The following is a 21,389-nucleotide window of genomic DNA, read 5'->3' as shown; positions in this document are numbered from 1 at the left end:
GCAGCCCATGCCGCTCAATCTAGTATGTGTGCACCGCGCCTGCCATCGCGCGGCTCAGCCGCCGCCGGGTGCCGACGAAAAGCCTTCCGCGCTGGTGCGGATGCGGTTGCGGCCGAGAATGTAGATCGCCGTCGTGACAATCAGAAGCGCGAGGCCGAGCAGGATCGAGACGAAACCAATCGGAATCAGCGCCAGCGTCAGGTTACGCTCGGGATTGATCAGCCAGTGATGGATCGAGGTCAGCACGAAGGCGAGCCCCAGAAAGCCGATGCCGCCGCCGGCCAGCAGCAGCGCCCACATCCGGCGGAGCTGGCTGAGCCGCTCGCGCGCGACATCGGTCCGCGGCGCATGGTGGCGCGCGACGCGCCGGACCAGGCGGATGGCGAAAGCAATCGAGCCGAAGCCGACCAGGAGGCTCGCGGCGCCCAGCCACATCCGGAGCGTCGGATCGAGATCGGGCATGCGCTGGAGCGCCAGCAACGGGAAGTCGAAGGCCGAATGCAGCGCGAGCGGGGCGGCGAAGATCAGTAGCCGGCTGGAGAGGCGTGCCCAATCGCGATGGCGGCGGTTGGCGCCCAGTGCCGTGCCTGCGCGTGCGATCGTCAGGTAGGCGCCCGCGATGATGCCGAGTGCGCCGTGGAAGGGCACGGTCAGCACGCTGCGCAGGGCGGCCAGCGAGCGCCACATCTCCGCGTGCTGGACCAGATAGGCGAGGTTCTCGTAGGCGGCGAAGCCGAGGCCGACCGCGGCGCCATAGACCACGGTGTCCATTGGATTGGAGAAGGTCCGCCGCTTGGTCGACGAAATCAGCACGATGGCGATCACCTTGACGGCCTCTTCAGGCAGCGCGACGCCGAAGATCGAATGCATGGCCAGCGCCGCCCAGGGGTCGTCGGGGGCTGCGACCATCTTGGCGAAGGGAGCGCGGGCGAGCCCCAGGAGCGAAATGCTGGCCGCGCCGAGCAGGAAGGCAGTCCAGACCTGGGCCGGCGGACCAGGGCGCTCTTCGGCCGCGATGACAAGCCACAGCATCAGCAGCGCCGGGGCGATGGCCGCAGTTCCAATCACGGTGGGGAGCGCTTCGATCAGATACATTGGCGCCGAAAATAGGTTCCCTTGATCCGCTTATCTACGGCGGCCGATGCGACCATGTGTCATGCGCCTGCTGTCGGCTCGCTGAATGCGGGCGACAGCTGCCGTTCATTCCCGTCGCCTGCGAAGCAGTAGAATACAAGCGCAATCAATTGCATGACAAAAAATCCTCGTCATCCATGGCAACGACCTTGCGTCGGATGTCGGGTCCGGGATTGGCAAGGCAGATCAAGGAAATGCGTAGGTTTCTTCGATTCACTGCACACCTGTCCCGGCAGCGGATCAGCGGGCAGTATGACCTCTCAAGGCAGCGCGCGGCGGCTTACTACTTGCGCTGCAGCGACTCGGCGGCCTCGAAGCCGTTCTTCAATGCGTGGTGAATGGCGGCGCGGCGCCGGGAGCGACGTCGAAGGCGCCGAGGTGGAATTCTTCGCCGATCGATGCGTCCGGATCGGCCGGTTGCGCCAGCAGGGTGAACGCAGCCTGTGGGTACCGCTTCCAGATCTCGATATCGCCGGCGGTGATGGTGAGCCAGCCGAACGTGTACATGTAGCGGCCGGGCTCGGTGACCCGGCCGACCCTGTCCCAAGTGATCTTATCGACTGTGATTTTATCAGCTGTGATCTTGTCGACTGCCATTCGGTCCCCCGAGCGCAAGTCTGCAGATGACGTCCGGCCCGAGGCACAGACCTACATAGGCTGAGACCGCATTTTGGCCGCGATAGGGCAGCGACGCGGTGGATCAGGCCGGCTGCGATGCGCGCACGATCAGGCGGACGAGGTCGTCCCGGGACTGCTTCTCGGCGAATTTGACCGCAAAGCCATGCGCGAATTTGCGGATCACCCGCCCGACGCAGGCACCGACCGCAAGCGGGGTTCCGACCGGCGGATCGTACTCGGAGGACACCGCGACGCCGGCGGTCGAGACATCGATGATGAAGCAGGAATGAGTGCTCCCGTCCGCGAGGGTCAGGACGGTGTGCGAGACCTGCGGAACGAAGCGCGCGTCGCGCCGTAGCTCGCGAACGCTGGCATCCTTCTGCTTCTTTTCGAGCCAGGTCAGCTTTTCCGACATCCAGGCGCGCCGCGCCCGCGTCATGTCGAGCTCGATCAGGAAGCCCGCCTTCAGCGTCGCGCTGATGGTGCACTGGAATTCGCCGAAATCCTGGAAGTAGGAGGTCACGCGCTCGCCGACCTTGCCGACGACAGGCACGTCCACGATCATGCGGAAGGGCGAGACGCGCTTGGTCCGGCAGGCGAAGCTGCGCAGCTTGCCCTCGCAATCGTACCAGCGGGAGAGCGAGTAGCTGCCGCTCACCGCAACGTCCACTGCCCGTTGCCTGAGGAACTCTTCGACGGACATGAGCGCCGATCTGTTTGGGATTCCGTGGGTTCCACGGCTAGCGGCGAAACTCTAAGCAATTGATACCGGCGAACATGAGCAGGGGTAAATTTCCGGTAAATGCGCAGACCGGAGTCGAGCGACGGCTCGCGGCGTAAGGTCGCAACATCCTCGCTGCGGAATCAAGCGGTGGCGATCAGACCAGCAGCGCCAGCAAGGGCCACCATGAGCAATCTCAGATGGTTGACCGCGGTGGTTCGCCAGCATGTCGCTCGCCCGTTCTGGATCGCTGGCTGACCTGCTAAAGGGCCGCCCGAAGGCCGAGGCTGAAGGATGCCGAGGCGTTCGCCCAAGCCGAGCGTGCCAAGTTGAAGGGGATCGGCTAAGAGAAAGCTGCCATGCGTAGAAAGCCAACCGACCCCGCTGCCTCACCAGCCCCAGACGCGGCGCTTCAATTTCGGATCGAGCGAATGGCCAGATGGGTTGGCAGGGTCACCGCTGTGCTGGTCCCACTGGTCACGATCGTCTCACTGGTCTTTTGGCGCCGACCGTGAACTCGACGGCTCATCTCCACCGGGTCTGCGTCTCGACATTGCGCCCGAGCATCGTACTGATCTTGGCGAAGATCCTGAACCACCTCACCCGAAGTCGCGTGTACGGGATTGTTCCTGGCTGCGGTGAGAACAGCCGGCCGTCCGTTTCCTTCCAGCGTCGCAGCTGCCACTGCATGTATCGCTTGTGAGCGACCCGATAGTAGTGCCCGAAAGTGGGTTGCATCGTCGCTATGGGAATCGCGTGGGCACGCAGGCACTCGGACAAGGCGATCTGCTCGATGGTGAGCTGCCGTGCGCCATGGTCGAGCACGGCGTCGATCCATGCTATGGCATCCTGCACCACCGGAAGATGCCGCTCCGGATCAACGGCCGTGAGCCCGCTGTTGTATTCAACGGCGAGCTTTGGATCGTAGCGATAGGGACCTGCATTAGGCAGACTGGTTGCGAACCCCGCGAGCTGGGGCATGGGATCGCGGCCGTGACGGCGATCGACGGCTACAGCACCGGATCTCAGCGAGGCCAGCAGACGTTCGAAGAATCCCTCGCGGAAGAAGGTGTCGGTATCAGCCATGACGCAATAGTTCGTGCTGGTCTCCATTTCCTTCTGGAGGACGCATGGCTTGATGCGGTGATGGTAGAGACCGTCGCGGGAAAACTCCGAAATCTTGCTGGAAATGTCGACCAGCCGAACCGGCAAATCCGCGTGGCGATATGGTTTGTCAGTGTAGACGACAACGTCCAAAGGGAAGGGGCGGCCCCAATATAGCAAGGTCGACAGACTGTACCTCAGCTCCAATTGGAGCCGCTCCATGTCGCCATACTCAACGTAGATGAACGTGAGCCCCCGGGCCGTCATCGCTGCGGATCCATAGATTGAAACCGCACCGGTAGCCGAGTTTCTGCGCAGAAACAATGTGTCCGCAGGCCGAGCGTCTGCTGCCGCCGCCTGATCTCCCGGTAAGCTTTGCGGGCCTTCTCTTGCACCTCCCGCATCTGCCTGCGCAGGTCGTTGATCAGCTCGGACCGGCTCTTGGCGTCCTGGGTCTTGTCGCCTGGTGGTCTGTCCAACCTGCCGACATCGCTATGACTTTGGGTGCTTTTTGGCGCTCCCTAGCGGAATCGAACCGCTCTCTCCACCGTGAAAGGGTGGCGTCCTAACCGATAGACGAAGGGAGCAAACGCAGGGCCCCGCCGCTTGCCGCGGCACGGCCGCTGGCCGGCCGAACAGCGCCCGGCGGCTTGCAGCGGGCGAACGTATAGTGGCCTTTGCGCTCCCGGGCAAGCCGTTCGGGAACGGACTTTTGGCGCCCGTGGATAGCGCGGGCCGGGAGGCATCGGGGTCGATTTCAACGGTTTGTTAGGGTTCCCTGCGTAGCGCTGGAGCGGGAGATTTTCCAATGCCACCGCCGAAAAAGCGCGCCGCCCGCAAGCTGCTGTCGCAGCACGCCTGGATCACGCTCGACGGCGGCTTCGCCGCGCGGCATTGCCTGGTCCAGGACATCTCCGACACGGGCGCGAAAATCACGCTGGACGAGGACGCGAGCCAGCTTCCGGGCGTGATCCGGATGGCCTTCGCACGCGACGCGCGCACCGGGCGGAGCTGCCAGGTGGTCTGGCGCCGCGGCAAGTCGGCCGGCGTCAGGTTCATCTGATCGCGGACGCGAACGCCCCCGATGGCGCGCCCCGCCGGTCCGGGCTACAAGGCGGCGATGCGTACGCTGCTCCTCATCCTGATCTCGTTGCTGGCCACGCCTGCGGCCGCGGCCGAGAGCCTCCGCCTCCCGCCCGCCGAACGGCAGCAAGCGGGCAACGCCCTGCCGTTGAAGAGCGCCGCCGGAAAGGCAAGGGCGGGCTCCTGCGCCTCCTACGGCCCGCGCTTCGTCATGGTCGAGGGCACCGGGACCTGCGTGAAGGTCGGTGGCTCGATCAGCATCGACACCAGCGTCAGGCGCTAACGGCCATGCCGGCGGACCTGCTGCGGCTCGACCTCATCGTTCCCATCATGATGTATTGCGCGCTGCTGTGGTGGGTCGGCCGCGGCCTGAGCTGGACGGCCCGGCTCGCGACCGCCGTGGTGACGCTGGTGCTCATCATCGCCGTCCTGCTGGTCGAGCGCGGCTGGCGCTGAAGCCCCGACAAAACTGCGAAAACAACCCCATGCACAGTAGCCGTCAAGTGCTGCCGTGACGCCGGAGCAGCGCGCCAGCACGACGATTCCTCGCGCGATCGCCGCAGCTTGCACCCTGCCGGCGCTCACGACATCGGCGGTGCGACGAATTGTGCAAATCCGGGCCGTTTGCCGAGCTCGGCGAGCCAGCGGGTGAGGTGCGGCTGCACCGGCCGGCTGATGCCTTCGACCCCGAGCCAGCGCCGCGCATAGGACCCGATCGCGATGTCGGCCAGCGTGAACGCATCGCCCTCGATGAAGCGGCGCGATGAGAGCAGGCGGTCGGCGATGGCCCAGACCTCGGCGGCGGCATCGGCATCGCGCTGCACCTGGATCATGTCGCGCTCGGCGGGCGCCGTGCGCACGATGCCCCAGAACACCGGGCGGTCGACCGGCTGCACGGTCGACAGCGTCCAGTCGAGCCAGCGGTCGACCGAGGCGCGCTGCTTCGGCGCCTCCGGGTAGATCGTCGTGCCGCTTCCATGCGCGAGGCAGAGATAGCGCATGATCGAGTTGGACTCCCACAGCACGAAGTCGCCCTCGACCAGCGTCGGGATCCGCGCATTGGGATTCATCGTCAGATACTCGGCCTCGCGCGTCTTGCCGTATTGCATGCCGGCATCGATGCGCTCGTAGGCGAGGCCGAGCTCGGTCAGGCACCACAGCACCTTCTGCACGTTGACCGAATTGGCACGGCCCCAGATCGTCAGCTTGGTCCCAGGCATGAAGCGTCTCCCCGCGTTGTCGCTTGCTGCGGGTGATAGCGGAATTCGCCGCTCGGAGCGATGCGCGATTGCGGCGCGCCCCTCATGCAAAAAGCTCCGCACGCGGCGGAGCTTTCATTGCAAAGTTCAACCTGACGCTCAGCGGCCGAAGAACAGCCACAACAGAATGATCACCGGGATCGGCACGCCAAGCATCCACAGCAACAGCCCTCTCGCCATCGCATCCTCCTCCAATTGCCTCACTGGAAGATGAACGCGGGCCGTGAGCGCTTGTTCCCGCGCGAAGACCTACCAATGACCGGTGTTCGGCATCGACGCCCAGGGCTCCTGCGGCGGCTTCGGATCGCCCTTCTGCAACAGCTCGATCGAGTGGAGGTCCGGCGAGCGGACGAAGGCCATGTTGCCGTCGCGCGGCGGCCGGTTGATGGTGACGCCGGCCTTCATCAGCTTCTCGCAAGTGGCATAGATGTCGTCGACCTCATAGGCGAGATGGCCGAAGAAGCGGTCCTCGCCGTAGGTCTCCTCGTCCCAATTCCAGGTGAGCTCGACCAGCGGCGCGCCGCGCGTCGGCGGCTGCTTCTTCAGCGCCTCGAGATCGTCCGCCGAGCACAGGAACACCAGTGTGAAGCGCCCCTTGTCGTTCTCGATCCGCCGCACCTCCTTCAAACCGAAAGCATCGACATAGAACTTCAGCGCGACATCGAGATTGCGCACGCGCAGCATGGTGTGGAGGTATCGCATGGTTGTTGCTCCCTGGGTGGTGGAGGGTTTTGGGGCGGCGGTGCCGGCGGGTGTGAGATAGCAGGAAACGGGGAGGAGGGGCAGGGGGCCGAGGCAAATGTGCGTGAGGGGTGCCGGTCCGGCTCGGACCGGATCACGTTCGAAGCAGTGCCGTCATCTCTTTCCAATGATAGATTCGCGTCTTCTCCGTTTGATGCCGCGCGGCTTTGGCCATGGCATGCGCGATGTCGTTCCCGGCGAGCCCGCGATACCGGTCGGCCGGGCCAACGAGCAGCGGATTGAGCACGCTCCAGATCGCGATGATGAGGCGTTCACGCGGGCGGTCCTCGTCGCGCTCGCCGAGGATCATCGAGGGGCGGAAGATATGTGTGTGCTCGAAATCGAGCGAGAGAATGTCCCGCTCCACCTCGCCCTTGGTCCTGAGATAGAACACGCTGGAAGCGGCGTTGGCGCCAACGGCCGTGACCAGAAACACCGACCGCGCGCCGTTCGCCCTGGCGATCTCGGCCGCCAACAGCGGATAATCATGATCGATCTTGTAGTACTCGGCCTCGTCAGGCGTGTGCTTGCGCGTCGTCCCCAGCGCGATGAAGATCTCGTCCGCAACCAGTTGCGGCTTGAGCGCGGGCAGGGAAGCGAGATCGCCGATCAGCACCGTGAGCTTCGGATGGCTCACCGCCAGCGGCTTGCGGGCCACCGCGACGATCCGCGAATAGTCGGGACTGTCCAACAGGTCGCGCAGCAAATGTGAGCCGATGAAGCCGGTGGCGCCGAAGACAAGTGCGGTTTTCATTCAAGCCACCGTTTTGCGTTGATTCCCGGATCGCTTGTTGAGAGTCAGGGGAGGTGGTGCCCGAGAGCCGTCCGTGACAGTGCACTAAACTCCCGCAGTGCGGGACGACGATATTTGATGCCGGACACCTATTTAGTCCAGCACTGTCACAAACGGTTGCGGTTGTGCTTGTGGGGGCAGGGCACGCGATAGTGCGATCGTCTAAGCGATCTTCGCATCCTTCTTCGCGTGAAGCTGCTTGTCGTAGATGACGTACACCAGCGAGAACAATGTGAAACACAGCCGGCTATAGGTTGCATGCGTGATGTACATAGAGAAAATCATGCCGAACAGAAAAAACAGCGCACCAAAGAAAAATGTCAACATCGATGCGTCATTTGAGTAAACCGGAATAAGAAAGACCTCGGCCGCAAATATGAACAGGGCGAGCCCGATTGCCCGTGCCGTTCGCCACAGCGAATATTCATCAGTCATCAAACTTAGCTGCGTAGATGATCCAGACTGCACCGCGATGTAGGATATGAGGAAGCTCCATAGCCGTTGATACTGAGATGGCATCCGTCCGAAGAGGGCCTTCGCGAGCTCCACATAAGTGCGTCTGCTTTCAAGCTTCCATAGTTTAAGGATCATAAGGACGTCGCCAAGGCCTTGTTGCGATCGGGACAGCAGGTCTTGTTGCATGCGCTGGAAGGGTTCGAAGTCTTTCCCGCAGTAGACCTTGTTCGCTTCAAATAGACCGTTTAGCCAGTCGCGATTATAGTGGAGGTGAGTTGTGAAGACGTGCATCTCCAAGTTTCGAAAATAGGACGCCAGTAGATCAAGCACGAGTCCCACCACGAAAACGGCAATCACAGCAAGCGCGCCAGCAAATCCCGCAGTGATGGGCGCAAGTAGGGAATTGTTGGGTGGCAACCAAAGCTTCTCAAGTTCTTTGAGAACCGGGAACCAATACCCTAAAGCCCAAAGGAGACCTAACTGACAAACAAGAAAGAGCCCACCAGTCAAACCGTAATCGGCGAACCGGCGATCGAGCTGCATGGTTGTGTCCTCGCGACCTTGAGGCACGTGGAGCGATGCGGAGCTTAACACCCTGCAATGCAATGCGATAGCGCCCGGGCCGGCTTTCTACTCTGAGGTGATCGCCGGCCCTCGGTCGTTCGCGCGCCGTTCAATGACCTTCGCGGAGCGCTCGCGAGCGGCCTCAAGCTTCGGATTACGGTGACAGTGCTGGACTGCACCCCTGAAGTGAGACACGATAATTACAGTGACAGGCATTTCGAGGATGACTTGTGGCAGGACGAGGAAAGAAGCGTCAGTTTCCGACGGCGTACAAATTGAAGGCGATCAAGCGGGTTGAGCGGGGCGAAGGCGTCCTCCCTGTGGCCCGGGAGCTTGGGATCTCCCGCAAGATTCTCCATGACTGGATCAAGGCCTGGAAGGCCGATGGCCCGGATGGTTTGAACCGGAAGCCAGGACCTAAGCCCGGCCCTCGCAAAATTACGGTGACAGTGCACTCAATCAGCATCGTCGGCGAAGCCCGGCCCCGAAACCCGACGGAGAGATCCGGAAATTTAGTGCACTGTCACCGTAATGCGAAATTTGGTGCACTGCCTCCGTAATGTGCGTGATCGTCCCAGTATCGGCTCTAATCGTGCTCGGGGCGCGCACCGAGGAGCAACTTGCCGAGAACCTCGCTTCAATCGATCTTGTGCTCAAACCCGAGCAGGCCGCGCGGATCGAGAAGGCCGGTCGTCCTTCCCACTCTATCCCTTCTGGCACCGTGCTATGTGAGGGGATGGACCGACCAACCCCGGCCGAGCGCGGCTACCTTGAGGGCCACCGCAAGACCATCGGTAGCTGAGCAGAGCCGCGGCATCCAGGCGCCGTGGCCCTCTGAACTGACGTGGTCACCAGATCGACCGCCGGTGTTTGTCCATCGGACTGGCCGAAGGCGAGGCCCTGCGGGACCGACGATGACAGGTTGGAACCAGCACCCAGGTTCGCGGCCGATCAGAATTTATAGTTGATCCGGGCCCGGGCGAGGTTGCCAACATCCTTGAGCTTGATCGACGCAGCAGTGGCTCCAACCGCGAAATTTAAGCTGTTGTCATCAAGCTCGTAGCGCAGATATTCGGCACCCACTGTGACGGCGCTGGTGCTAGACATGTGAAGCCACACGTCAACGGGCAGCGCATATTCGAAGCCGCCGCCATAGGTGAAGCCGGTCTCGGTGGTCTTAAGGTTCGCGAAGTTGGCACCATTCAAGTCGGCGCTGTGTTCGACGGTGCCATAGGCAAAACCGCCGGTCCCGTAGACCAGGAGGCGGTCAAAGGCGTAGCCGAGCCGGCCGCGAATCGTTCCGAGATAATCCAGCCGGCTGTTGAGGTTCACCGTGGCGCCTGGCCCGGCAGCAATAGGAAGGCTGCCCGACAGATCGGTGTAGGCCGCATCGGCCTCGACACCGATCACGATGCCGCTCAGATTGCCGAGCGAGAACTCGTAGTTGTAGCCGAACTGGCCACCCGCCGTGACGCCGTCGCTCTTACTGCGAAGGTCGAGTGAGCCGGGACCTGCGAGACCGGTCACGTCGACGCGGTCGGAGTTGTCGAACGCGCCGCCAACATTCCCGCCGATATAGAAGCCGGTCCACGAAAACGCTTGCTGCTGCAGAGGAGGGGCTTTCAGCGGCATCTGAGACCGAACCGGTAGGTCCGCCGCGACGGCGAGGCCCGGGAGGCTCATGAGAGCGAAAGCGACGATCAGTTTCTTGAGCATAACGACGTCCTGCATGTTGATTGCGGTCCCGACGCCCGATGACACTTGCTCTAGCCGGCGAACGTTCGAGGACCAGAGACCGTCCTGACGGGCTGATGTTACGCTTCGATTTCAGGAAGGGCCGCCCGCCATTACAGCTGAAATTCAGTGCAGGAAGACATTCACATCGCGTCCAACTGTTGCCGCCGAGCGACACATTCGATGGCGATCTTGAAACGAAAGCTCCAAAGCGACGGTTGGCTCCAGCGTCTGTCGCGCGAAATTACAATTACGGTGACAGTGCACTTAATTTGACGCCGGCCGCTTTCACGGCCATGATGCGGCATGGCCCGTCTCGCTCGTGTCGTCATTCCCGGTCACCCCCACCATGTCACCCAGCGCGGCAATGGCCGGGGGCGCACGTTCTTCGAGGACGGCGACTATGCGCTGTATCGCGACCTGCTTGCGGCGAATTGCCGGGATGCCGGGGTCGAGGTGTGGGCCTGGTGCCTGATGCCGAACCACGTGCACCTGATCCTGGTGCCGTCCGATCCCGACGGGCTGCGGCGTGCGCTCTCGCGCGTGCACCGCAGCTACGCCGGGATCATCCATGCGCGACGTAAGCGTACCGGTCATTTCTGGCAGGGCCGGTTCGGCGCCGTTGCCATGGACGAAGAGCATCTTGCGGCGGCGCTGCGCTACGTGTCGCTCAATCCGGTGCGGGCGCGGCAGGTAGCGCGGGCACAGGACTGGCGCTGGTCGAGCACGCGCGCGCATTTGCGCGGCAGGGAGGACGGCGTGACCGCGCTGGCGCCGATCCGCGATCGTTTTCCAGAGTTCGCCGATTTGCTGGCGACCGAACCGGAAGACGATCTGTTCGACGCCCTGCGTTCAGCCGAGAGCATCGGCCGGCCGCTCGGAGACAGCCGCTTTCTCGCTCGTCTCGAACGTCAGACCGGGCGCGTCCTGAAGCCCGCCAAGCGCGGGCCGAAGCCGTCGGTGGAGGAGGGGGGTATTTAGTGCACTGTCACCGTAATAATTCCCTCCACCCTTGAACCCCGCCAGAGGTGGCGCCGACTAAAGGCATGGCCGCACTCGTTGCAGAACTCCTGTTTGACCTCGTCAGGTGCCTCGTTGGTGGCTGGCTGAGACATGCTGGGGTGGCCATCTGTGGGTGGCTCGATACGAAGATTCATGGCCGTGCTGCACGCTTTGTCGTGGGCCGCTTTCTGCTGGGATTTTGATGTACTCCGTTAAAGCGAGCCTCATCATCGCATTGGCCATCGGGGCGCTCATCTCGACGGTGCTCCTTGTCCTGGAGCCGCTGACCGACTTCGCGTTCCTCTCGCTGGAGTGGCCGGGCATCACCGCAGCTTATTTTTTCTGGGGAGCGGTCGGAGGATCCACCTTCCTCGGCATAGCCATCTCGTGGGGCGTGAATGCGCTGACCTACGGTCTGGGTGCATTCGTCATTCTCAGCGCCTTCAAGGCGCTGAGGGAAGCATGAAGCGCTGGCTCCGAGTGAGCAGCGCGAAGGCGGATCAGACGAGCGTCATGCCGCCTTCTCGTTACCCTTCGCGACGATCTCGACTTCGAAATAGCCCATGTCGCGGAGCTCGGCGGCCTTCTTCTCGGCCGCTTCCCTTGTGTCGCGCTTCAAAATGATCTGGCCCGCTCCGTCGCGGGCGCAAACGAAATAAGGCATTTTCGATTCCCAATTTCGTTTGCATACACATGGCTCCGGATTCCCGCAAGAATACGGGTCACCGCTCCAGCCCGGCCTTTTGCCGCATCTCCTCGATCAGCTCCGAGGCCTCGGCCTTGGTCAGTTCCTCCTCGGGCAGGTCCTGATGCGCCTGCTCGGCGAGGGTCTTGAGGTAGGATTCCTGGGCTCCCGTCATCGGGTCGTCCCCGGAGACCCAATCCTTTGGTTCCTTCCGGGTGTTGTCCGCCATCGAAAATCTCCTTTTCCGTCAAACGTCGGACTCGACTCTTCGTTCCGTTTTTGTTCTCTTCAACCATACTCAAATCGCGAGGGCTGAACATGCCGGACCTGGACTTTGTCAGGCGGGAGATCGAACGGATGCGCATCCAGATTGGCAGGCAGAGGAAGGAGATCCTCCAGCTGCAGCGGGCGGGCGTCGGGACGGCCTCGGCCGAAGCGCTGCTGTCTCGGATGGAGGCGAAGGTTGAAAGTCTCTGCGCCCAGCGTGACGCGTTGAGGAGCGCAGAGCCGCATCACAACAAGGGCAGGGTGCTCGGCGGGAGGACATGGTGAGCAGGCGCTGGTTCGACGACGAGAGAGAACTGTCGCCCTTCCTGACCGCGCTCGAGGACGTTCGTAGAAAGGCGACACGGGAAGGGTGGTGCTACGCCCACGTCCAGGCCATCATCGTGGCCATCGACCAGTACGCAGAGGCCGCGACGGGCAACCGCGAGTATTTTTTGAACAAGCCGGTTTCAATCGGCGACAGCCGGAAGGCCGCGGATATTCCGTGATCGGCTGCGCCCTCGTATCGTTGCTCGTGCATCGCATCGGGGCACGTCGCCGGTGTCGCCGCTCCCGTTACGACGGGGAGCACGCAGCAACGAAGCATGCGCGCTCGTCGTTGCGCCGATCAGCGTGGCGAGACCGAGGAGGAGGGCGCTGACCTGGTCCGACCGGGCGAAGCAACCTTCCTCGGCGGAGAAGTCCTTCGCGCTTTGCGGGACTTTGGACGTGCTTCGGGGGTGATCCCGTTCTGCTCGTCGAATTGCTTCAGCCAGGCCTGGATGTATCTGGGATCATCGGGATAAAGCCGTTCCAGCAAACGAAGGTTCTGCGCTCTGAATTCCACAAGGGTTTTCGGCATAACTCCTCCTCAAAAGCCTGCCCGCCGAAAAGGTGCTTCGGGAGGGAAGCCGGGTCAACGGCAAAGAGAGGCTTGAAATTCCGGGCGAGCCGATGCAGCGCAAGCGCGCCAAAAAGCGAAAACCCCGCCTGGGGGAAGCGGGGTTCTCTGTCGGGGGTGAAGCTTGGGGACGCTTCAACTGTAAGACGCGCGAGCCGGCAGAAAGTTCAAAAGAAAATCCGCAGCCGGACTTGCCGGGCGAACGCATATGGCTTCATTCGCGAGCTGAGCGCGCGCCACATCGGTCGTGCCTCGCGGCGAGACCGGCACGTTCGCACCAGCGACCAAGGCGCGATGCGACTGTGAATCGTCATCGCGCTTCAGGTCGTTGTTCAAGCATGATCTCCGCGCAAACGCGTTCCCGCGTTTGTCGCGAGGGAGAACCGCTGCGCACTTCTCCGGATGATGCTTCAGGCCGCAATCCGGTGGTCGACAGGGGTCGTCAGGAACTTGAGCGCTTCTGCATGTGCGAGGTCGGGAACGGCGATGGCGGTGTGGCTGTACATCGCATGCGTCCGCGACTTCGCAATCCCGTCCAGGATTTCGCGGCCCTTGATGACGTGCAGACCCATGCCCTCTTCAGTGGGGAAGATCGCCAGCACGACGTCGTAAGCCGCGATGACGGCCCTGAGCGCTTCGGCCTTGTCTTCGGCGACCTCGACAAAAATACGAACATCAGCCGCGAGTTCACGCAGCTCGTCAAAATCCAGCACTGTGGGGTACTCCAACGCAACAGACCTGATTGAAGCTTGGCCGCGTTAGGTTACCGAAGTGTCAACAACGCCGGCCGCGCCACAGATTTCACGTGCAGGTGACCCGGCAGGCGGATCAAGAAGAGTCGCAACAGCCCAACCCCGCCTGGGGGCAGCGGGGCTCTCTGGTAGGGGAGGCTCAGGGACTTCAATCCTAAGGCGCGCCAGCAGCCGAATGGTCAAAAAGAGAGCGGGGATCGTTCACAGGAGGAAGGGAGTCCTTGCGAACCCGTGCTTGCGTTTTCGGCCTCGATGGGTTCTAAGCCCGGACACTTCATGACCTCTGGCATGAATCAGCAGCGCGCCCCCGCGGTCCGGCCGCGTCCTCTCCGGGAATTGCTCGCGCCCCCCATTCAAAGGAATTCAGACATGGCGAAGATGACGAAGACCCAATTGATCGATGCAATTGCCGAGGGCACGCAGCTTTCGAAGAACGACGTGAAGTCGGTGATCGAGTACATGGCGACGGTCGGCTACAAGGAGCTCAACGAGTCCGGTGAGTTCGTCATTCCCGGCTTCGTGAAGATGTCGGTCGTGAACAAGCCGGCGACCGAAGCGCGCATGGGCGTCAATCCCTTCACCAAGGAGCCGATGCAGTTTGCGGCGAAGCCCGCGAGCAAATCGGTCAAGGCCTCGCCGCTGAAGGTCGCCAAGGACGCCGTCTGAGGCGCAAGCGACTTTCGTTCTCACAGACCTCGCAGATCATCGCGTCTCCACGACGAAGCTCGCGATGCCGGCTTCCAAAGGGCCGAGCGGTTGCGCTGCACCGTTGCCGGCCCGCTGGATTTCAGCCGATCGATGCGCAAGGGCGAGGCTTCGCTTCGCTGGCATGCAATCCGCGCCCGTCGCCTTCAAGAGATCACACCGACTTCAAGAGAAAAGCCCCGCGCTTTCGCGCGGGGCTCTCTTGGCTGACGGCGTTGGGATTTCAGCGCCTGGCCGCCAACCGTATTTCAAACTTAAGGTTGAAAATCTAAAAAGCAACAGCGCCGCGGTGACGGAGTATGTTCGTCAGGCGGCGCTGCCGTGTGACTGGGCGCTGAAATCCCCAGCTTCCGTAAGTCTGTGCCGCTCGGAAAAGGTTCAACGCGAGGCCAGTGAAATTTAACCGGAGGGGCTGGACTTTTTGTTCCCTCTTTGTTCTAGTGCGGGTCGCCTTGGGAGACATTTTAGGAGGTGACTCATGACTGTCGAAAAACAGCGCGAAGTGATCAGGCTCTGGAACGAGCTCAGGAAGCTCGAGGGGCCTGCCGCAGAAGAGCTCCGCATCCAGATCCTCGAATGCTTCTCCAAGGAGAAGACGAAGCGGGCGGCTTGATCGGCGTCGACGACACGCGGCAACCGGCGATCGTGCTCCATCGGCTCGCGCTCGATTTACCGCCGAAGAGTTTGGCGCCGAAGAGCTGTGCAGCCGAAGGTGCGAGAGTTCGCGCCTTCATCGATCGTTAGGATTCGCTCCGCACCGGTTTTCTCGACTCCGATTCGTTCTTCGAGAACGAAATGGAGTCGGATGCAGAACAGGGGGCGCCTCGCGGCGGCGATGCGCCCCGCAGTCGGAAAGAGACGGAGTGATGCCCGGCCCCCGCGCGTGGCTTCTCCGAAAGCGCGAGGCGAGGAAGGCGCCATGGATGCGGACTGCTCTGATCGAGGTCGCAAAGTGTTTGTTAAGAACTGCTCCGCATCCATTTCTGCGATTCCGATTCGTTCTTCGAGAACGAAATGGAGTCGAAGCCGGAACAAAGTCGGCCGGTCTTTCGCCTGTCCCGACGGCAGAGGCGCCGCCTCTGATGTGCCTAACGAGTGCTTGTGCGGACGCCGATAACCCTATTCGGTTAGGTTAAAAGCCCAATCGCGTTGCGCTTGCCGCGGGGTGGGGTAGGTGTCTGGCAAGAAGCAAGAAGCGACTTTGCCAACAAGCAATTTTGTCATGACGCCTTTTTCGACGCCGTCCTTCTACCAAGGCGACCGGTACACCTACCGGCGCGTCGCCGTCGTCGGCACGCTGTTCTGTCTCGCTTTCGTGGTGATCAGCTTCTCGCTGCGGCCGCAGGCCGAGGACACGCGCGTGGCGGTCAAGGCCGTCAGGCTGGTGCGCACGGCGGGCCAGGCGGCGCACGCCAACTAAAGCGCGATGTGATTGGGATCAACTGTCATCGCGCTTCAGGTTGTTGTTTGGGCATGATCTCCGCGCAAACGCGTTCCGCGTTTGTCGCGAGGGAAAACCGCTGCGCACTTTTCCGGATCATGCTTTAGCGTTCGTCGCCGTAGATGCGATCGTCGGCCGGCGCCTGCGGGCAAGCGACGCCGCCGCGAGAGGCGAGCGCCACGAAGCCGGCATAGCCGGACAGGTTGAGCAAGACTTCGAGCCACGCGGGCATGTCGGACCTCTTTTCCTTCCGCTCAGCGTAAGGAAGGACTCAACGTCCGCGCGCAATCCTGGTTCCCTACTCCCGAAAGGAACTCAAACGGGAGAGGAGGGGTCGAGCCGGCGGCCAAGGACCGCGACGGATTTGCTCGACGGCTGCTCCTTCAGGAACTCGGCGATCGCCCGCGCCAGTTCGCCGTCGGTCATCGGCGTCGGCGGTGGGCGCAGTGTGCCGTCACCGAAGCTGCGGACGATCTCGTCGTAGTGCTGATCGTCGGATCTGGGAACCAACCTGCGGATACGGGCCAGCAAAGCGGCTAATGGCAAAAATTCCTCCTCGATCGTCCGCCCCGCTGGCAGCAATTGCGCTCTGCTGCCATTGGCTCCCGTTAACTGAAAAACCCCGCCAGCATCGCGGAGATACTGACGGGGTCTTCGTGCTGTTGCCTCAACCCGGATGGCGGAGGCTCCCGCACTTGGAAAACCAATTCGCGTCCGGCGATTTCGTTCCCCGCGCATCAACGCTTTTTGACCGCGCCGGCTTTCCGCGGGTTGCGCAACCATCGCGGGCGCTCGCGGTTATCCCGCGAAGACGCGAAGGAGAGGAGCATGAAGAAGACATTGGCAGTTCTGGCCACGATCGCGGCCGTCGGCGTGACCGCCGTCGCGGCGCCTGCGCCGGCCGAGGCGCGCGGTCGCGGCATCGGCCCGGGCCTCGCGTTCGGGCTTGCCGCCGGCGCCATCACCGCGGGCGCGGTCGCAGCCTCCCGACCGTATGGCTATTACGGTCCCGGTTACGGCTATTATGGCGGCCCGGGCTATTATTACGGGCCGGGTCCGTACGCCTATTACGGCGGCGGGCCGTACTACCGCCATCACCACTGGCGCCATTGGTAGCCGCCAATAGCGAAAAGCCCGGAGCGTTGCTCCGGGCTTTTTTCATTCGCAACTCCTCGCGCTTGCCTGCGCGACGATGCTAGGGCCAGAGCGATGGCCGTTCCACCTTGCGGGCGTTCTCCAGCGTCGACACGAAGTATTCTTCGCGCTCGCGCTTGAACTTCTCTTGCGTAGCACGGAAGGCGGCGACCCGGGCGGCGATCTCATCGCGCTCGCGCGCTTTGCGTTCTTCGTCTTCGGTCATGTGAAATCCCCTCCACACCTGAGTATGTGCGTATCTGAACTCAAGCGCTGCCGCCGCAATCACGTTGAGTCGCGTCAACACATCCATTGGCGCTCCTGAATGGGGCGTCAATGGGGAGGCGGCATTGCAGGATTGTGATAAGCGAAGACCGGGAGAAAAAGTTGCCGAGCGTGTTGCGTTCGCGCTTGATAAATACGTCAGCGATCTTGTCGCTTGTGCATATTGCTGTCAGGCCAAACGAGTCGGGAGGCGCGATTGATCGCATCGGATCTTCAGAGCGGCGTCGAGCGGCTCGGCGACATGATCGCCGAGGCGAGGGCCATCGTACCGTTCACCGGCGCGGGCATCTCGACCGAATGCGGCATTCCCGACTTCCGCTCGCCGGGCGGAATTTGGACGCGCAACCGTCCGATCCCGTTCGACGAATTCGTCGCGAGCCCGGAGGCGCGCGACGAAGCCTGGCGCCGCCGCTTCGCGATGGAGGAGGTATTTGCCGCAGCGAAGCCCGGCCGCGGCCATCGCGCGCTGGCCTCGCTCTACCGCGCCGGCAAGGTTCCCGCCGTGATCACCCAGAACATCGACAATCTGCACCAAGCCTCGGGCTTCGCCAGCGAGCACGTGGTTGAACTTCACGGAAATACTACTTATGCGCGCTGCATCGGATGTGGGCAGGCCTATCCGCTCGACTGGGTGAGGCGCCGTTTCGACGACGATGGCGCGGCGCCCAATTGCACGGCATGCGACGAGCCGGTGAAGACCGCCACGATCTCCTTCGGCCAGATGATGCCGGACGACGAAATGCAGCGTGCGACCGCGCTGTCGCAATCCTGCGACCTCTTCATCGCGATCGGTTCCTCGCTCGTGGTCTGGCCGGCCGCGGGTTTTCCGCTCATGGCCAAGCGCGCCGGTGCACGTCTGGTCATCATCAACCGCGAGCCGACCGAGCAGGATGACGTCGCCGACCTCGTCATCCATCACGACATCGGCGAGACGCTCGGTCCCTTCGTCGGCAATTGAGACGAATCAATTTGATTCGCTGCGATGCAAGCTGTTCATAGGTTCCGGCGAATCTCTTTTTTGTCTATGCCTCTCAACCGGGAGTGTTATCTTTTGAGTCGGAAGATTCGCGTCGCGTCGAGTTGAGAAGATTTTCAAAAGACGCGTGATTCGAGCGCCGCCAATGTGGCGGATGGCATGGCACTGTGGGGTCCGGGGTTATGGGGTCGTCGGACGGATTTGAGTCCAAGAAGCTTGGAGTTCCCGGGCAGGGAGTATCGCCTGGGCGGATGACGCCGGGCGAGCACGGCGGTGCCGGCCGCGACAGCGGGCTCAGCCCCTTCAGCGGGCTCGGCGAGGCCAGCGCCAATCTCGTCGAGGTCCATGGCGTCATCAAATGGTTCGATGCCTCCAAAGGCTATGGCTTCATCGTTCCCGACAATGGCTGGCCCGACGTGCTCCTGCACGTGACCGTGCTCAGGCGCGACGGCTTCCAGACCGCTTATGAAGGCGCCCGCATCGTCGTCGAGTGCATTCAGCGCACCAAGGGTTACCAGGCCTTCCGCGTGGTCTCGATGGACGAGTCGACCGCGATCCATCCGGCGCAGATGCTGCCGCCGCGCACCCACGTCACGGTCACTCCGACCAGCGGGCTGGAACGGGCCCAGGTCAAATGGTTCAACCGGCTGCGCGGCTTCGGCTTCCTGACCTGCGGCGAGGGCACGCCCGACATTTTCGTGCACATGGAGACCCTGCGCCGCTTCGGTATGACTGAACTCAGGCCGGGCCAGTACGTCCTGGTCCGCTTCGGGCCCGGCTCCAAGGGCATGATGGCGGCCGAGATCCATCCCGAGACTGGATCGCCGGGATTGCAGTCGCACTGAACACAACCAGTTCTCGCGATCGTGAGCAGAGGCGTGCCGGCTGGCCGGCGCGCCTCTTTCCTTTCCGGTGGCCGCCGCGTAAGGACTTGCCCAGTCCCCCACGCCTCGAGAGCCCCATGAATTCTGATCGAAAGGCCGCCCGGTCCGCTGCGCAGGGCTGGCTTGCCGCCATCCTCGTCATCATCGGCTGTGTCCTCGCCAGCGCGCCCGTCGGCGCCGCCAGCTTCCAGCCGCTCGAGATCGTCACCAAGAACGGCGTGCAGGTTTTCTCGGTGGAAATGGCGACGACCGAGGAGGAGAAGCAGACCGGCCTGATGTATCGCAAGGAATTGGCGGACGGCAAAGGCATGCTGTTCGACTTCAATCCCGAGCAGGAGGTGTCGATGTGGATGAAGAACACGTACGTGTCGCTCGACATGATCTTCATCCGCGCCGACGGCCGCATCCTGCGCATCGCCGAGAACACCGAGCCGCTGTCGACCAAGATCATCTCGTCCCGAGGCCCGGCCCGGGCCGTGCTGGAGGTGGTGGCAGGAACGGCGCAGAAGTACGGCATCCGCCCCGGTGACCGCGTCGGCCACCCCCTGTTCGGCAGCAAATAGGGCCGGGCGAGGCGATTGCGGGCCTTGCTGGCGCCTTCTGGAAGCTTGCTGGCGCCTTCTGAAGCTTGCTGGCGCCCTGGGAAGCGTGTATCGACGGGGCTCGCCGGACATTCGGGGTATAGCGCAGCCTGGTAGCGCGGCAGTTTTGGGTACTGCAGGTCGTTGGTTCGAATCCAGCTGCCCCGACCAGTCCCGACGTTGACCTCGTCGAACCTTTGGGCGTCGCCACCGACATATGTGTGTTGGGGATTTCAGCGCCCAATGCCTAACGGACGCCGCCAAGCGATGATATTGCGCTTGCGCGGCGTTGCGCTTTTCCGGCCGGGCCGGTCAGTTCGACGCGTGCCAGCCGGGCGGAAACGGCACCAGCGGCCAGATCGCCTCGTTGTCGTTGGCGGCGTTCGGCCGCTCTTGCGGCGGCGTCTTCACCACTGACGCTGGCGGCATCACTCGCAGCGCGAGGCGCAGAGATGCGCATTGCAGTTTCATTATTGTCATCCCGGCACGTCGATGATTTCCAAACGTCCGGTCGTTTTCAAAGTTCGACGTCAGCTGGAAAATCAACGTGCGTCTGAAACAGCGTTCGTTCTCAAATCACGTGTAGTCTAGAAAACTTGGCGCCGGCTTACAACCGGTCGCGCCGCTCCATCCCAAGAAGTAAGGTTGATCGGTTAGGTTAAAGGCGAGCGTTTGTTGCGGCCGTCCGGGTGGCTGTTATCAGGTCTGTCCCGGCTCGCGATGGGCGGCCTTCGATCCGTGCGACCACAGGTCACGGTTCGCCGCGGCGCCCATCGGTTGAGTTCTGCGCCAGCGAGTTCCGCCACATGTCTCTTGATCGCAACCTCAAGACCATTGGTCCGCAGTCGAGCTGGACCGATATCTGGCACCTCTGGACGGTGATCGTGCCGCGCCGCTCCATCAATGGGCAGTTCGTGGTCGGCAAGGTCTGGCGCCGCCGCGACGGCCGCGACTGGATCTACAAGAAATTCACCGAGTTCGACAGCGAAGAGGCGGCCTGAAGCGCGGTGAGACCGGGACGAGACATCATCGCGCCCCGGGCTGTTCAGGCCGTGCAGTCCTAACCCGAGTGCCGCTCGCCTGTTGCCGAGCCCGGTGTCTGCACGCGCGGCAGCGGCATTTTAAAGTGACGCTTCGCATAGGCGACGATCTCGGCGTCCGAAGGATGATCGGCCGCTTCCACCGCGACGATCCGCTTGGCCAGATCGGGGGCGCTCGCGTGAATGTGGTCGGCAAGCTCCGTCTTCGCGCTCGCCGGACCGATGATGAGGATCTCGCCGGCATCGGCGACGGCTTTGGTCACCTCAGTGTAGAACGCCTTGTCGGGAGCTGCATGGCCGCTGCCGATCGCATTGGCCTTGTGATGAAGATGGCGTGTCGCCAGGTGCGGATGCAGCGTGATTTCGTCGGAGCCGCCGAGGCCGAAATGGAAGATCCTGGCCTGCGAGTGGTCGATCCATATCACGGCATGGAAATGAGAGGGCATGGATTCGGGCCTTGTGCGAGAGGAGTCCGCCCGCGGTCGGCGCGGCGGCGCATGTCGCGGCGACATTATGCGGGACGGCGCCGCCT

34 protein-coding genes and 2 tRNA genes are annotated in these 21,389 nt (G+C 62.6%); 17 read left to right on the top strand and 19 right to left on the bottom strand.

Annotated features, from left to right (window positions below; all coding sequences use genetic code 11):
• Positions 1–54 precede the first annotated feature (54 nt).
• The 5 genes from H1B27_RS29900 to H1B27_RS29880 form a co-directional block, all read right to left on the bottom strand.
• A complete protein-coding gene (locus tag H1B27_RS29900) occupies positions 55–1,095 on the bottom strand; it encodes a PrsW family glutamic-type intramembrane protease (RefSeq protein WP_028177540.1) in 1,041 nt (346 codons plus the stop codon).
• A gap of 363 nt (positions 1,096–1,458) precedes the next feature.
• Positions 1,459–1,731, bottom strand: a complete 273-nt coding sequence (locus H1B27_RS29895) for a hypothetical protein (protein WP_061880409.1) — start codon at positions 1,729–1,731, stop codon at positions 1,459–1,461.
• A gap of 103 nt (positions 1,732–1,834) precedes the next feature.
• The gene (locus H1B27_RS29890) at positions 1,835–2,455 is read right to left on the bottom strand and encodes a PilZ domain-containing protein (RefSeq protein ID WP_197968526.1); all 621 of its coding nucleotides are present in this window, start codon (positions 2,453–2,455) and stop codon (positions 1,835–1,837) included.
• Between the two features lie 543 nt (positions 2,456–2,998).
• Positions 2,999–3,844 (bottom strand): hypothetical protein, encoded by an 846-nt coding sequence (locus H1B27_RS29885; protein ID WP_197968525.1) that lies wholly within the window; start codon positions 3,842–3,844, stop codon positions 2,999–3,001.
• Between the two features lie 245 nt (positions 3,845–4,089).
• Positions 4,090–4,164 (bottom strand) — tRNA-Glu (locus tag H1B27_RS29880).
• Positions 4,165–4,385: 221 nt separating this feature from the next.
• Between H1B27_RS29880 and H1B27_RS29875 the strand changes: the two genes are divergently transcribed.
• Genes H1B27_RS29875 through H1B27_RS29865 form a run of 3 tightly spaced genes read left to right on the top strand, consistent with a single transcriptional unit; the run spans position 4,386 to position 5,116 of the window.
• Entirely contained in the window at positions 4,386–4,640 is a 255-nt protein-coding gene (locus H1B27_RS29875; protein ID WP_061880412.1) for a PilZ domain-containing protein, read from the top strand.
• A gap of 57 nt (positions 4,641–4,697) precedes the next feature.
• Positions 4,698–4,943, top strand: a complete 246-nt coding sequence (locus H1B27_RS29870; protein WP_197968552.1) for a hypothetical protein — start codon at positions 4,698–4,700, stop codon at positions 4,941–4,943.
• Positions 4,944–4,948: 5 nt separating this feature from the next.
• Positions 4,949–5,116: a hypothetical protein gene (locus H1B27_RS29865; RefSeq protein WP_035678397.1), complete on the top strand. Its 168-nt coding sequence runs from the start codon at positions 4,949–4,951 to the stop codon at positions 5,114–5,116.
• A 125-nt stretch (positions 5,117–5,241) separates the two neighbouring features.
• Here the strand turns inward: H1B27_RS29865 and H1B27_RS29860 are convergent, their stop codons facing one another.
• The 4 genes from H1B27_RS29860 to H1B27_RS29845 all read right to left on the bottom strand — a co-directional run bounded on the left by H1B27_RS29860 (position 5,242) and on the right by H1B27_RS29845 (position 8,452).
• Entirely contained in the window at positions 5,242–5,880 is a 639-nt protein-coding gene (locus H1B27_RS29860; protein ID WP_197968524.1) for a glutathione S-transferase family protein, read from the bottom strand.
• Between the two features lie 288 nt (positions 5,881–6,168).
• Complete coding sequence (locus H1B27_RS29855) at positions 6,169–6,621, bottom strand: VOC family protein (RefSeq protein WP_028136582.1); 453 nt, start codon at positions 6,619–6,621, stop codon at positions 6,169–6,171.
• 133 nt (positions 6,622–6,754) lie between these two features.
• Positions 6,755–7,414, bottom strand: a complete 660-nt coding sequence (locus H1B27_RS29850; protein ID WP_197968523.1) for an oxidoreductase — start codon at positions 7,412–7,414, stop codon at positions 6,755–6,757.
• Between the two features lie 201 nt (positions 7,415–7,615).
• Positions 7,616–8,452, bottom strand: a complete 837-nt coding sequence (locus H1B27_RS29845) for a hypothetical protein (protein WP_197968522.1) — start codon at positions 8,450–8,452, stop codon at positions 7,616–7,618.
• A gap of 251 nt (positions 8,453–8,703) precedes the next feature.
• Between H1B27_RS29845 and H1B27_RS40380 the strand changes: the two genes are divergently transcribed.
• Complete coding sequence (locus tag H1B27_RS40380) at positions 8,704–9,033, top strand: helix-turn-helix domain-containing protein (protein WP_311977158.1); 330 nt, start codon at positions 8,704–8,706, stop codon at positions 9,031–9,033.
• 391 nt (positions 9,034–9,424) lie between these two features.
• On the opposite strand, the gene H1B27_RS29835 is transcribed toward H1B27_RS40380, so the two are convergent.
• Positions 9,425–10,189 carry an outer membrane protein gene (locus H1B27_RS29835; protein WP_197968521.1) on the bottom strand — a complete coding sequence of 255 codons (765 nt, stop codon included), beginning with the start codon at positions 10,187–10,189 and terminating at the stop codon, positions 9,425–9,427.
• A 324-nt stretch (positions 10,190–10,513) separates the two neighbouring features.
• On the opposite strand from H1B27_RS29835, the gene H1B27_RS29830 reads away from it, so the two are divergent.
• Both H1B27_RS29830 and H1B27_RS29825 read left to right on the top strand, forming a co-directional pair.
• Positions 10,514–11,188: a transposase gene (locus H1B27_RS29830; protein ID WP_197968520.1), complete on the top strand. Its 675-nt coding sequence runs from the start codon at positions 10,514–10,516 to the stop codon at positions 11,186–11,188.
• A gap of 223 nt (positions 11,189–11,411) precedes the next feature.
• Positions 11,412–11,675 (top strand): hypothetical protein, encoded by a 264-nt coding sequence (locus tag H1B27_RS29825; protein WP_197968519.1) that lies wholly within the window; start codon positions 11,412–11,414, stop codon positions 11,673–11,675.
• A 45-nt stretch (positions 11,676–11,720) separates the two neighbouring features.
• Here the strand turns inward: H1B27_RS29825 and H1B27_RS29820 are convergent, their stop codons facing one another.
• Positions 11,721–11,873 (bottom strand): hypothetical protein, encoded by a 153-nt coding sequence (locus H1B27_RS29820; RefSeq protein ID WP_156505331.1) that lies wholly within the window; start codon positions 11,871–11,873, stop codon positions 11,721–11,723.
• Between the two features lie 58 nt (positions 11,874–11,931).
• Positions 11,932–12,123 carry a DUF3072 domain-containing protein gene (locus H1B27_RS29815; RefSeq protein ID WP_061881887.1) on the bottom strand — a complete coding sequence of 64 codons (192 nt, stop codon included), beginning with the start codon at positions 12,121–12,123 and terminating at the stop codon, positions 11,932–11,934.
• A gap of 89 nt (positions 12,124–12,212) precedes the next feature.
• On the opposite strand from H1B27_RS29815, the gene H1B27_RS29810 reads away from it, so the two are divergent.
• Together H1B27_RS29810 and H1B27_RS29805 are read left to right on the top strand one after the other, a co-directional pair.
• On the top strand, positions 12,213–12,446 hold the full coding sequence (locus H1B27_RS29810; RefSeq protein ID WP_197968518.1) for a hypothetical protein: 234 nt from the start codon (positions 12,213–12,215) through the stop codon (positions 12,444–12,446).
• Positions 12,440–12,667 (top strand): hypothetical protein, encoded by a 228-nt coding sequence (locus H1B27_RS29805; RefSeq protein WP_028182153.1) that lies wholly within the window; start codon positions 12,440–12,442, stop codon positions 12,665–12,667. The genes H1B27_RS29810 and H1B27_RS29805 overlap by 7 nt, the downstream gene beginning before the upstream one ends.
• Before the next feature lie 527 nt (positions 12,668–13,194).
• Here the strand turns inward: H1B27_RS29805 and H1B27_RS29800 are convergent.
• A complete protein-coding gene (locus H1B27_RS29800; RefSeq protein WP_197968517.1) occupies positions 13,195–13,395 on the bottom strand; it encodes a hypothetical protein in 201 nt (66 codons plus the stop codon).
• A gap of 74 nt (positions 13,396–13,469) precedes the next feature.
• Positions 13,470–13,772: a hypothetical protein gene (locus H1B27_RS29795; RefSeq protein ID WP_131868552.1), complete on the bottom strand. Its 303-nt coding sequence runs from the start codon at positions 13,770–13,772 to the stop codon at positions 13,470–13,472.
• Positions 13,773–14,180: 408 nt separating this feature from the next.
• On the opposite strand from H1B27_RS29795, the gene H1B27_RS29790 reads away from it, so the two are divergent.
• The 3 genes from H1B27_RS29790 (at position 14,181) to H1B27_RS29785 (ending at position 15,936) form a co-directional block, all read left to right on the top strand.
• The gene (locus tag H1B27_RS29790) at positions 14,181–14,477 is read left to right on the top strand and encodes an HU family DNA-binding protein (RefSeq protein WP_018323108.1); all 297 of its coding nucleotides are present in this window, start codon (positions 14,181–14,183) and stop codon (positions 14,475–14,477) included.
• Between the two features lie 517 nt (positions 14,478–14,994).
• Positions 14,995–15,129 (top strand): hypothetical protein, encoded by a 135-nt coding sequence (locus tag H1B27_RS40890; RefSeq protein ID WP_257187419.1) that lies wholly within the window; start codon positions 14,995–14,997, stop codon positions 15,127–15,129.
• Positions 15,130–15,738: 609 nt separating this feature from the next.
• Positions 15,739–15,936: a hypothetical protein gene (locus H1B27_RS29785; RefSeq protein ID WP_197968516.1), complete on the top strand. Its 198-nt coding sequence runs from the start codon at positions 15,739–15,741 to the stop codon at positions 15,934–15,936.
• A gap of 124 nt (positions 15,937–16,060) precedes the next feature.
• Here the strand turns inward: H1B27_RS29785 and H1B27_RS40885 are convergent, their stop codons facing one another.
• Both H1B27_RS40885 and H1B27_RS40375 read right to left on the bottom strand, forming a co-directional pair.
• The gene (locus H1B27_RS40885; RefSeq protein ID WP_061881883.1) at positions 16,061–16,189 is read right to left on the bottom strand and encodes a hypothetical protein; all 129 of its coding nucleotides are present in this window, start codon (positions 16,187–16,189) and stop codon (positions 16,061–16,063) included.
• 83 nt (positions 16,190–16,272) lie between these two features.
• Positions 16,273–16,740, bottom strand: coding sequence for a hypothetical protein (locus tag H1B27_RS40375; protein ID WP_246515800.1), 468 nt, complete (start codon positions 16,738–16,740; stop codon positions 16,273–16,275).
• A 45-nt stretch (positions 16,741–16,785) separates the two neighbouring features.
• On the opposite strand from H1B27_RS40375, the gene H1B27_RS29775 reads away from it, so the two are divergent.
• Positions 16,786–17,073 carry a hypothetical protein gene (locus tag H1B27_RS29775; RefSeq protein ID WP_197968515.1) on the top strand — a complete coding sequence of 96 codons (288 nt, stop codon included), beginning with the start codon at positions 16,786–16,788 and terminating at the stop codon, positions 17,071–17,073.
• 79 nt (positions 17,074–17,152) lie between these two features.
• On the opposite strand, the gene H1B27_RS29770 is transcribed toward H1B27_RS29775, so the two are convergent.
• Entirely contained in the window at positions 17,153–17,317 is a 165-nt protein-coding gene (locus H1B27_RS29770) for a hypothetical protein (protein WP_162832225.1), read from the bottom strand.
• Between the two features lie 255 nt (positions 17,318–17,572).
• On the opposite strand from H1B27_RS29770, the gene H1B27_RS29765 reads away from it, so the two are divergent.
• The 4 genes from H1B27_RS29765 to H1B27_RS29750 all read left to right on the top strand — a co-directional run bounded on the left by H1B27_RS29765 (position 17,573) and on the right by H1B27_RS29750 (position 19,988).
• A complete protein-coding gene (locus tag H1B27_RS29765; protein WP_197968514.1) occupies positions 17,573–18,334 on the top strand; it encodes an SIR2 family NAD-dependent protein deacylase in 762 nt (253 codons plus the stop codon).
• A 200-nt stretch (positions 18,335–18,534) separates the two neighbouring features.
• Positions 18,535–19,197, top strand: coding sequence for a cold-shock protein (locus H1B27_RS29760; RefSeq protein WP_061881880.1), 663 nt, complete (start codon positions 18,535–18,537; stop codon positions 19,195–19,197).
• Positions 19,198–19,313: 116 nt separating this feature from the next.
• Entirely contained in the window at positions 19,314–19,799 is a 486-nt protein-coding gene (locus tag H1B27_RS29755; protein ID WP_061881879.1) for a DUF192 domain-containing protein, read from the top strand.
• Positions 19,800–19,911: 112 nt separating this feature from the next.
• Positions 19,912–19,988: transfer RNA gene (locus H1B27_RS29750), tRNA-Pro, on the top strand.
• Positions 19,989–20,129: 141 nt separating this feature from the next.
• Here the strand turns inward: H1B27_RS29750 and H1B27_RS29745 are convergent.
• Positions 20,130–20,288, bottom strand: coding sequence for a hypothetical protein (locus H1B27_RS29745; RefSeq protein ID WP_197488755.1), 159 nt, complete (start codon positions 20,286–20,288; stop codon positions 20,130–20,132).
• 335 nt (positions 20,289–20,623) lie between these two features.
• On the opposite strand from H1B27_RS29745, the gene H1B27_RS29740 reads away from it, so the two are divergent.
• On the top strand, positions 20,624–20,818 hold the full coding sequence (locus H1B27_RS29740; RefSeq protein WP_197968513.1) for a hypothetical protein: 195 nt from the start codon (positions 20,624–20,626) through the stop codon (positions 20,816–20,818).
• Between the two features lie 59 nt (positions 20,819–20,877).
• Here H1B27_RS29740 and H1B27_RS29735 read toward each other — a convergent pair whose 3' ends face one another.
• The gene (locus tag H1B27_RS29735; protein ID WP_197968512.1) at positions 20,878–21,303 is read right to left on the bottom strand and encodes a translational machinery protein; all 426 of its coding nucleotides are present in this window, start codon (positions 21,301–21,303) and stop codon (positions 20,878–20,880) included.
• Positions 21,304–21,389: the final 86 nt, after the last annotated feature.

Source organism: Bradyrhizobium diversitatis, from assembly GCF_016031635.1.
Classification (GTDB): domain Bacteria; phylum Pseudomonadota; class Alphaproteobacteria; order Rhizobiales; family Xanthobacteraceae; genus Bradyrhizobium; species Bradyrhizobium diversitatis.
The sequence above is the reverse complement of the archived record's forward strand: the minus strand, read 5'-3'. Positions and strand labels throughout refer to the sequence as shown.

Bases quoted from the DNA above. Each gene is read 5' to 3' on its own strand.
- H1B27_RS29900 (WP_028177540.1), bottom strand. From the start codon at position 1,095: ATGTATCTGATCGAAGCGCTCCCCACCGTGATTGGAACTGCGGCCATC.
- H1B27_RS29895 (WP_061880409.1), bottom strand. From the start codon at position 1,731: ATGGCAGTCGACAAGATCACAGCTGATAAAATCACAGTCGATAAGATC.
- H1B27_RS29890 (WP_197968526.1), bottom strand. From the start codon at position 2,455: ATGTCCGTCGAAGAGTTCCTCAGGCAACGGGCAGTGGACGTTGCGGTG.
- H1B27_RS29885 (WP_197968525.1), bottom strand. From the start codon at position 3,844: ATGACGGCCCGGGGGCTCACGTTCATCTACGTTGAGTATGGCGACATG.
- H1B27_RS29875 (WP_061880412.1), top strand. From the start codon at position 4,386: ATGCCACCGCCGAAAAAGCGCGCCGCCCGCAAGCTGCTGTCGCAGCAC.
- H1B27_RS29870 (WP_197968552.1), top strand. From the start codon at position 4,698: ATGCGTACGCTGCTCCTCATCCTGATCTCGTTGCTGGCCACGCCTGCG.
- H1B27_RS29865 (WP_035678397.1), top strand. From the start codon at position 4,949: ATGCCGGCGGACCTGCTGCGGCTCGACCTCATCGTTCCCATCATGATG.
- H1B27_RS29860 (WP_197968524.1), bottom strand. From the start codon at position 5,880: ATGCCTGGGACCAAGCTGACGATCTGGGGCCGTGCCAATTCGGTCAAC.
- H1B27_RS29855 (WP_028136582.1), bottom strand. From the start codon at position 6,621: ATGCGATACCTCCACACCATGCTGCGCGTGCGCAATCTCGATGTCGCG.
- H1B27_RS29850 (WP_197968523.1), bottom strand. From the start codon at position 7,414: ATGAAAACCGCACTTGTCTTCGGCGCCACCGGCTTCATCGGCTCACAT.
- H1B27_RS29845 (WP_197968522.1), bottom strand. From the start codon at position 8,452: ATGCAGCTCGATCGCCGGTTCGCCGATTACGGTTTGACTGGTGGGCTC.
- H1B27_RS29835 (WP_197968521.1), bottom strand. From the start codon at position 10,189: ATGCTCAAGAAACTGATCGTCGCTTTCGCTCTCATGAGCCTCCCGGGC.
- H1B27_RS29830 (WP_197968520.1), top strand. From the start codon at position 10,514: ATGGCCCGTCTCGCTCGTGTCGTCATTCCCGGTCACCCCCACCATGTC.
- H1B27_RS29825 (WP_197968519.1), top strand. From the start codon at position 11,412: ATGTACTCCGTTAAAGCGAGCCTCATCATCGCATTGGCCATCGGGGCG.
- H1B27_RS29820 (WP_156505331.1), bottom strand. From the start codon at position 11,873: ATGCCTTATTTCGTTTGCGCCCGCGACGGAGCGGGCCAGATCATTTTG.
- H1B27_RS29815 (WP_061881887.1), bottom strand. From the start codon at position 12,123: ATGGCGGACAACACCCGGAAGGAACCAAAGGATTGGGTCTCCGGGGAC.
- H1B27_RS29810 (WP_197968518.1), top strand. From the start codon at position 12,213: ATGCCGGACCTGGACTTTGTCAGGCGGGAGATCGAACGGATGCGCATC.
- H1B27_RS29805 (WP_028182153.1), top strand. From the start codon at position 12,440: ATGGTGAGCAGGCGCTGGTTCGACGACGAGAGAGAACTGTCGCCCTTC.
- H1B27_RS29790 (WP_018323108.1), top strand. From the start codon at position 14,181: ATGGCGAAGATGACGAAGACCCAATTGATCGATGCAATTGCCGAGGGC.
- H1B27_RS40890 (WP_257187419.1), top strand. From the start codon at position 14,995: ATGACTGTCGAAAAACAGCGCGAAGTGATCAGGCTCTGGAACGAGCTC.
- H1B27_RS29785 (WP_197968516.1), top strand. From the start codon at position 15,739: ATGACGCCTTTTTCGACGCCGTCCTTCTACCAAGGCGACCGGTACACC.
- H1B27_RS40885 (WP_061881883.1), bottom strand. From the start codon at position 16,189: ATGCCCGCGTGGCTCGAAGTCTTGCTCAACCTGTCCGGCTATGCCGGC.
- H1B27_RS40375 (WP_246515800.1), bottom strand. From the start codon at position 16,740: ATGGTTGCGCAACCCGCGGAAAGCCGGCGCGGTCAAAAAGCGTTGATG.
- H1B27_RS29775 (WP_197968515.1), top strand. From the start codon at position 16,786: ATGAAGAAGACATTGGCAGTTCTGGCCACGATCGCGGCCGTCGGCGTG.
- H1B27_RS29770 (WP_162832225.1), bottom strand. From the start codon at position 17,317: ATGACCGAAGACGAAGAACGCAAAGCGCGCGAGCGCGATGAGATCGCC.
- H1B27_RS29760 (WP_061881880.1), top strand. From the start codon at position 18,535: ATGGGGTCGTCGGACGGATTTGAGTCCAAGAAGCTTGGAGTTCCCGGG.
- H1B27_RS29755 (WP_061881879.1), top strand. From the start codon at position 19,314: ATGAATTCTGATCGAAAGGCCGCCCGGTCCGCTGCGCAGGGCTGGCTT.
- H1B27_RS29745 (WP_197488755.1), bottom strand. From the start codon at position 20,288: ATGAAACTGCAATGCGCATCTCTGCGCCTCGCGCTGCGAGTGATGCCG.
- H1B27_RS29740 (WP_197968513.1), top strand. From the start codon at position 20,624: ATGTCTCTTGATCGCAACCTCAAGACCATTGGTCCGCAGTCGAGCTGG.
- H1B27_RS29735 (WP_197968512.1), bottom strand. From the start codon at position 21,303: ATGCCCTCTCATTTCCATGCCGTGATATGGATCGACCACTCGCAGGCC.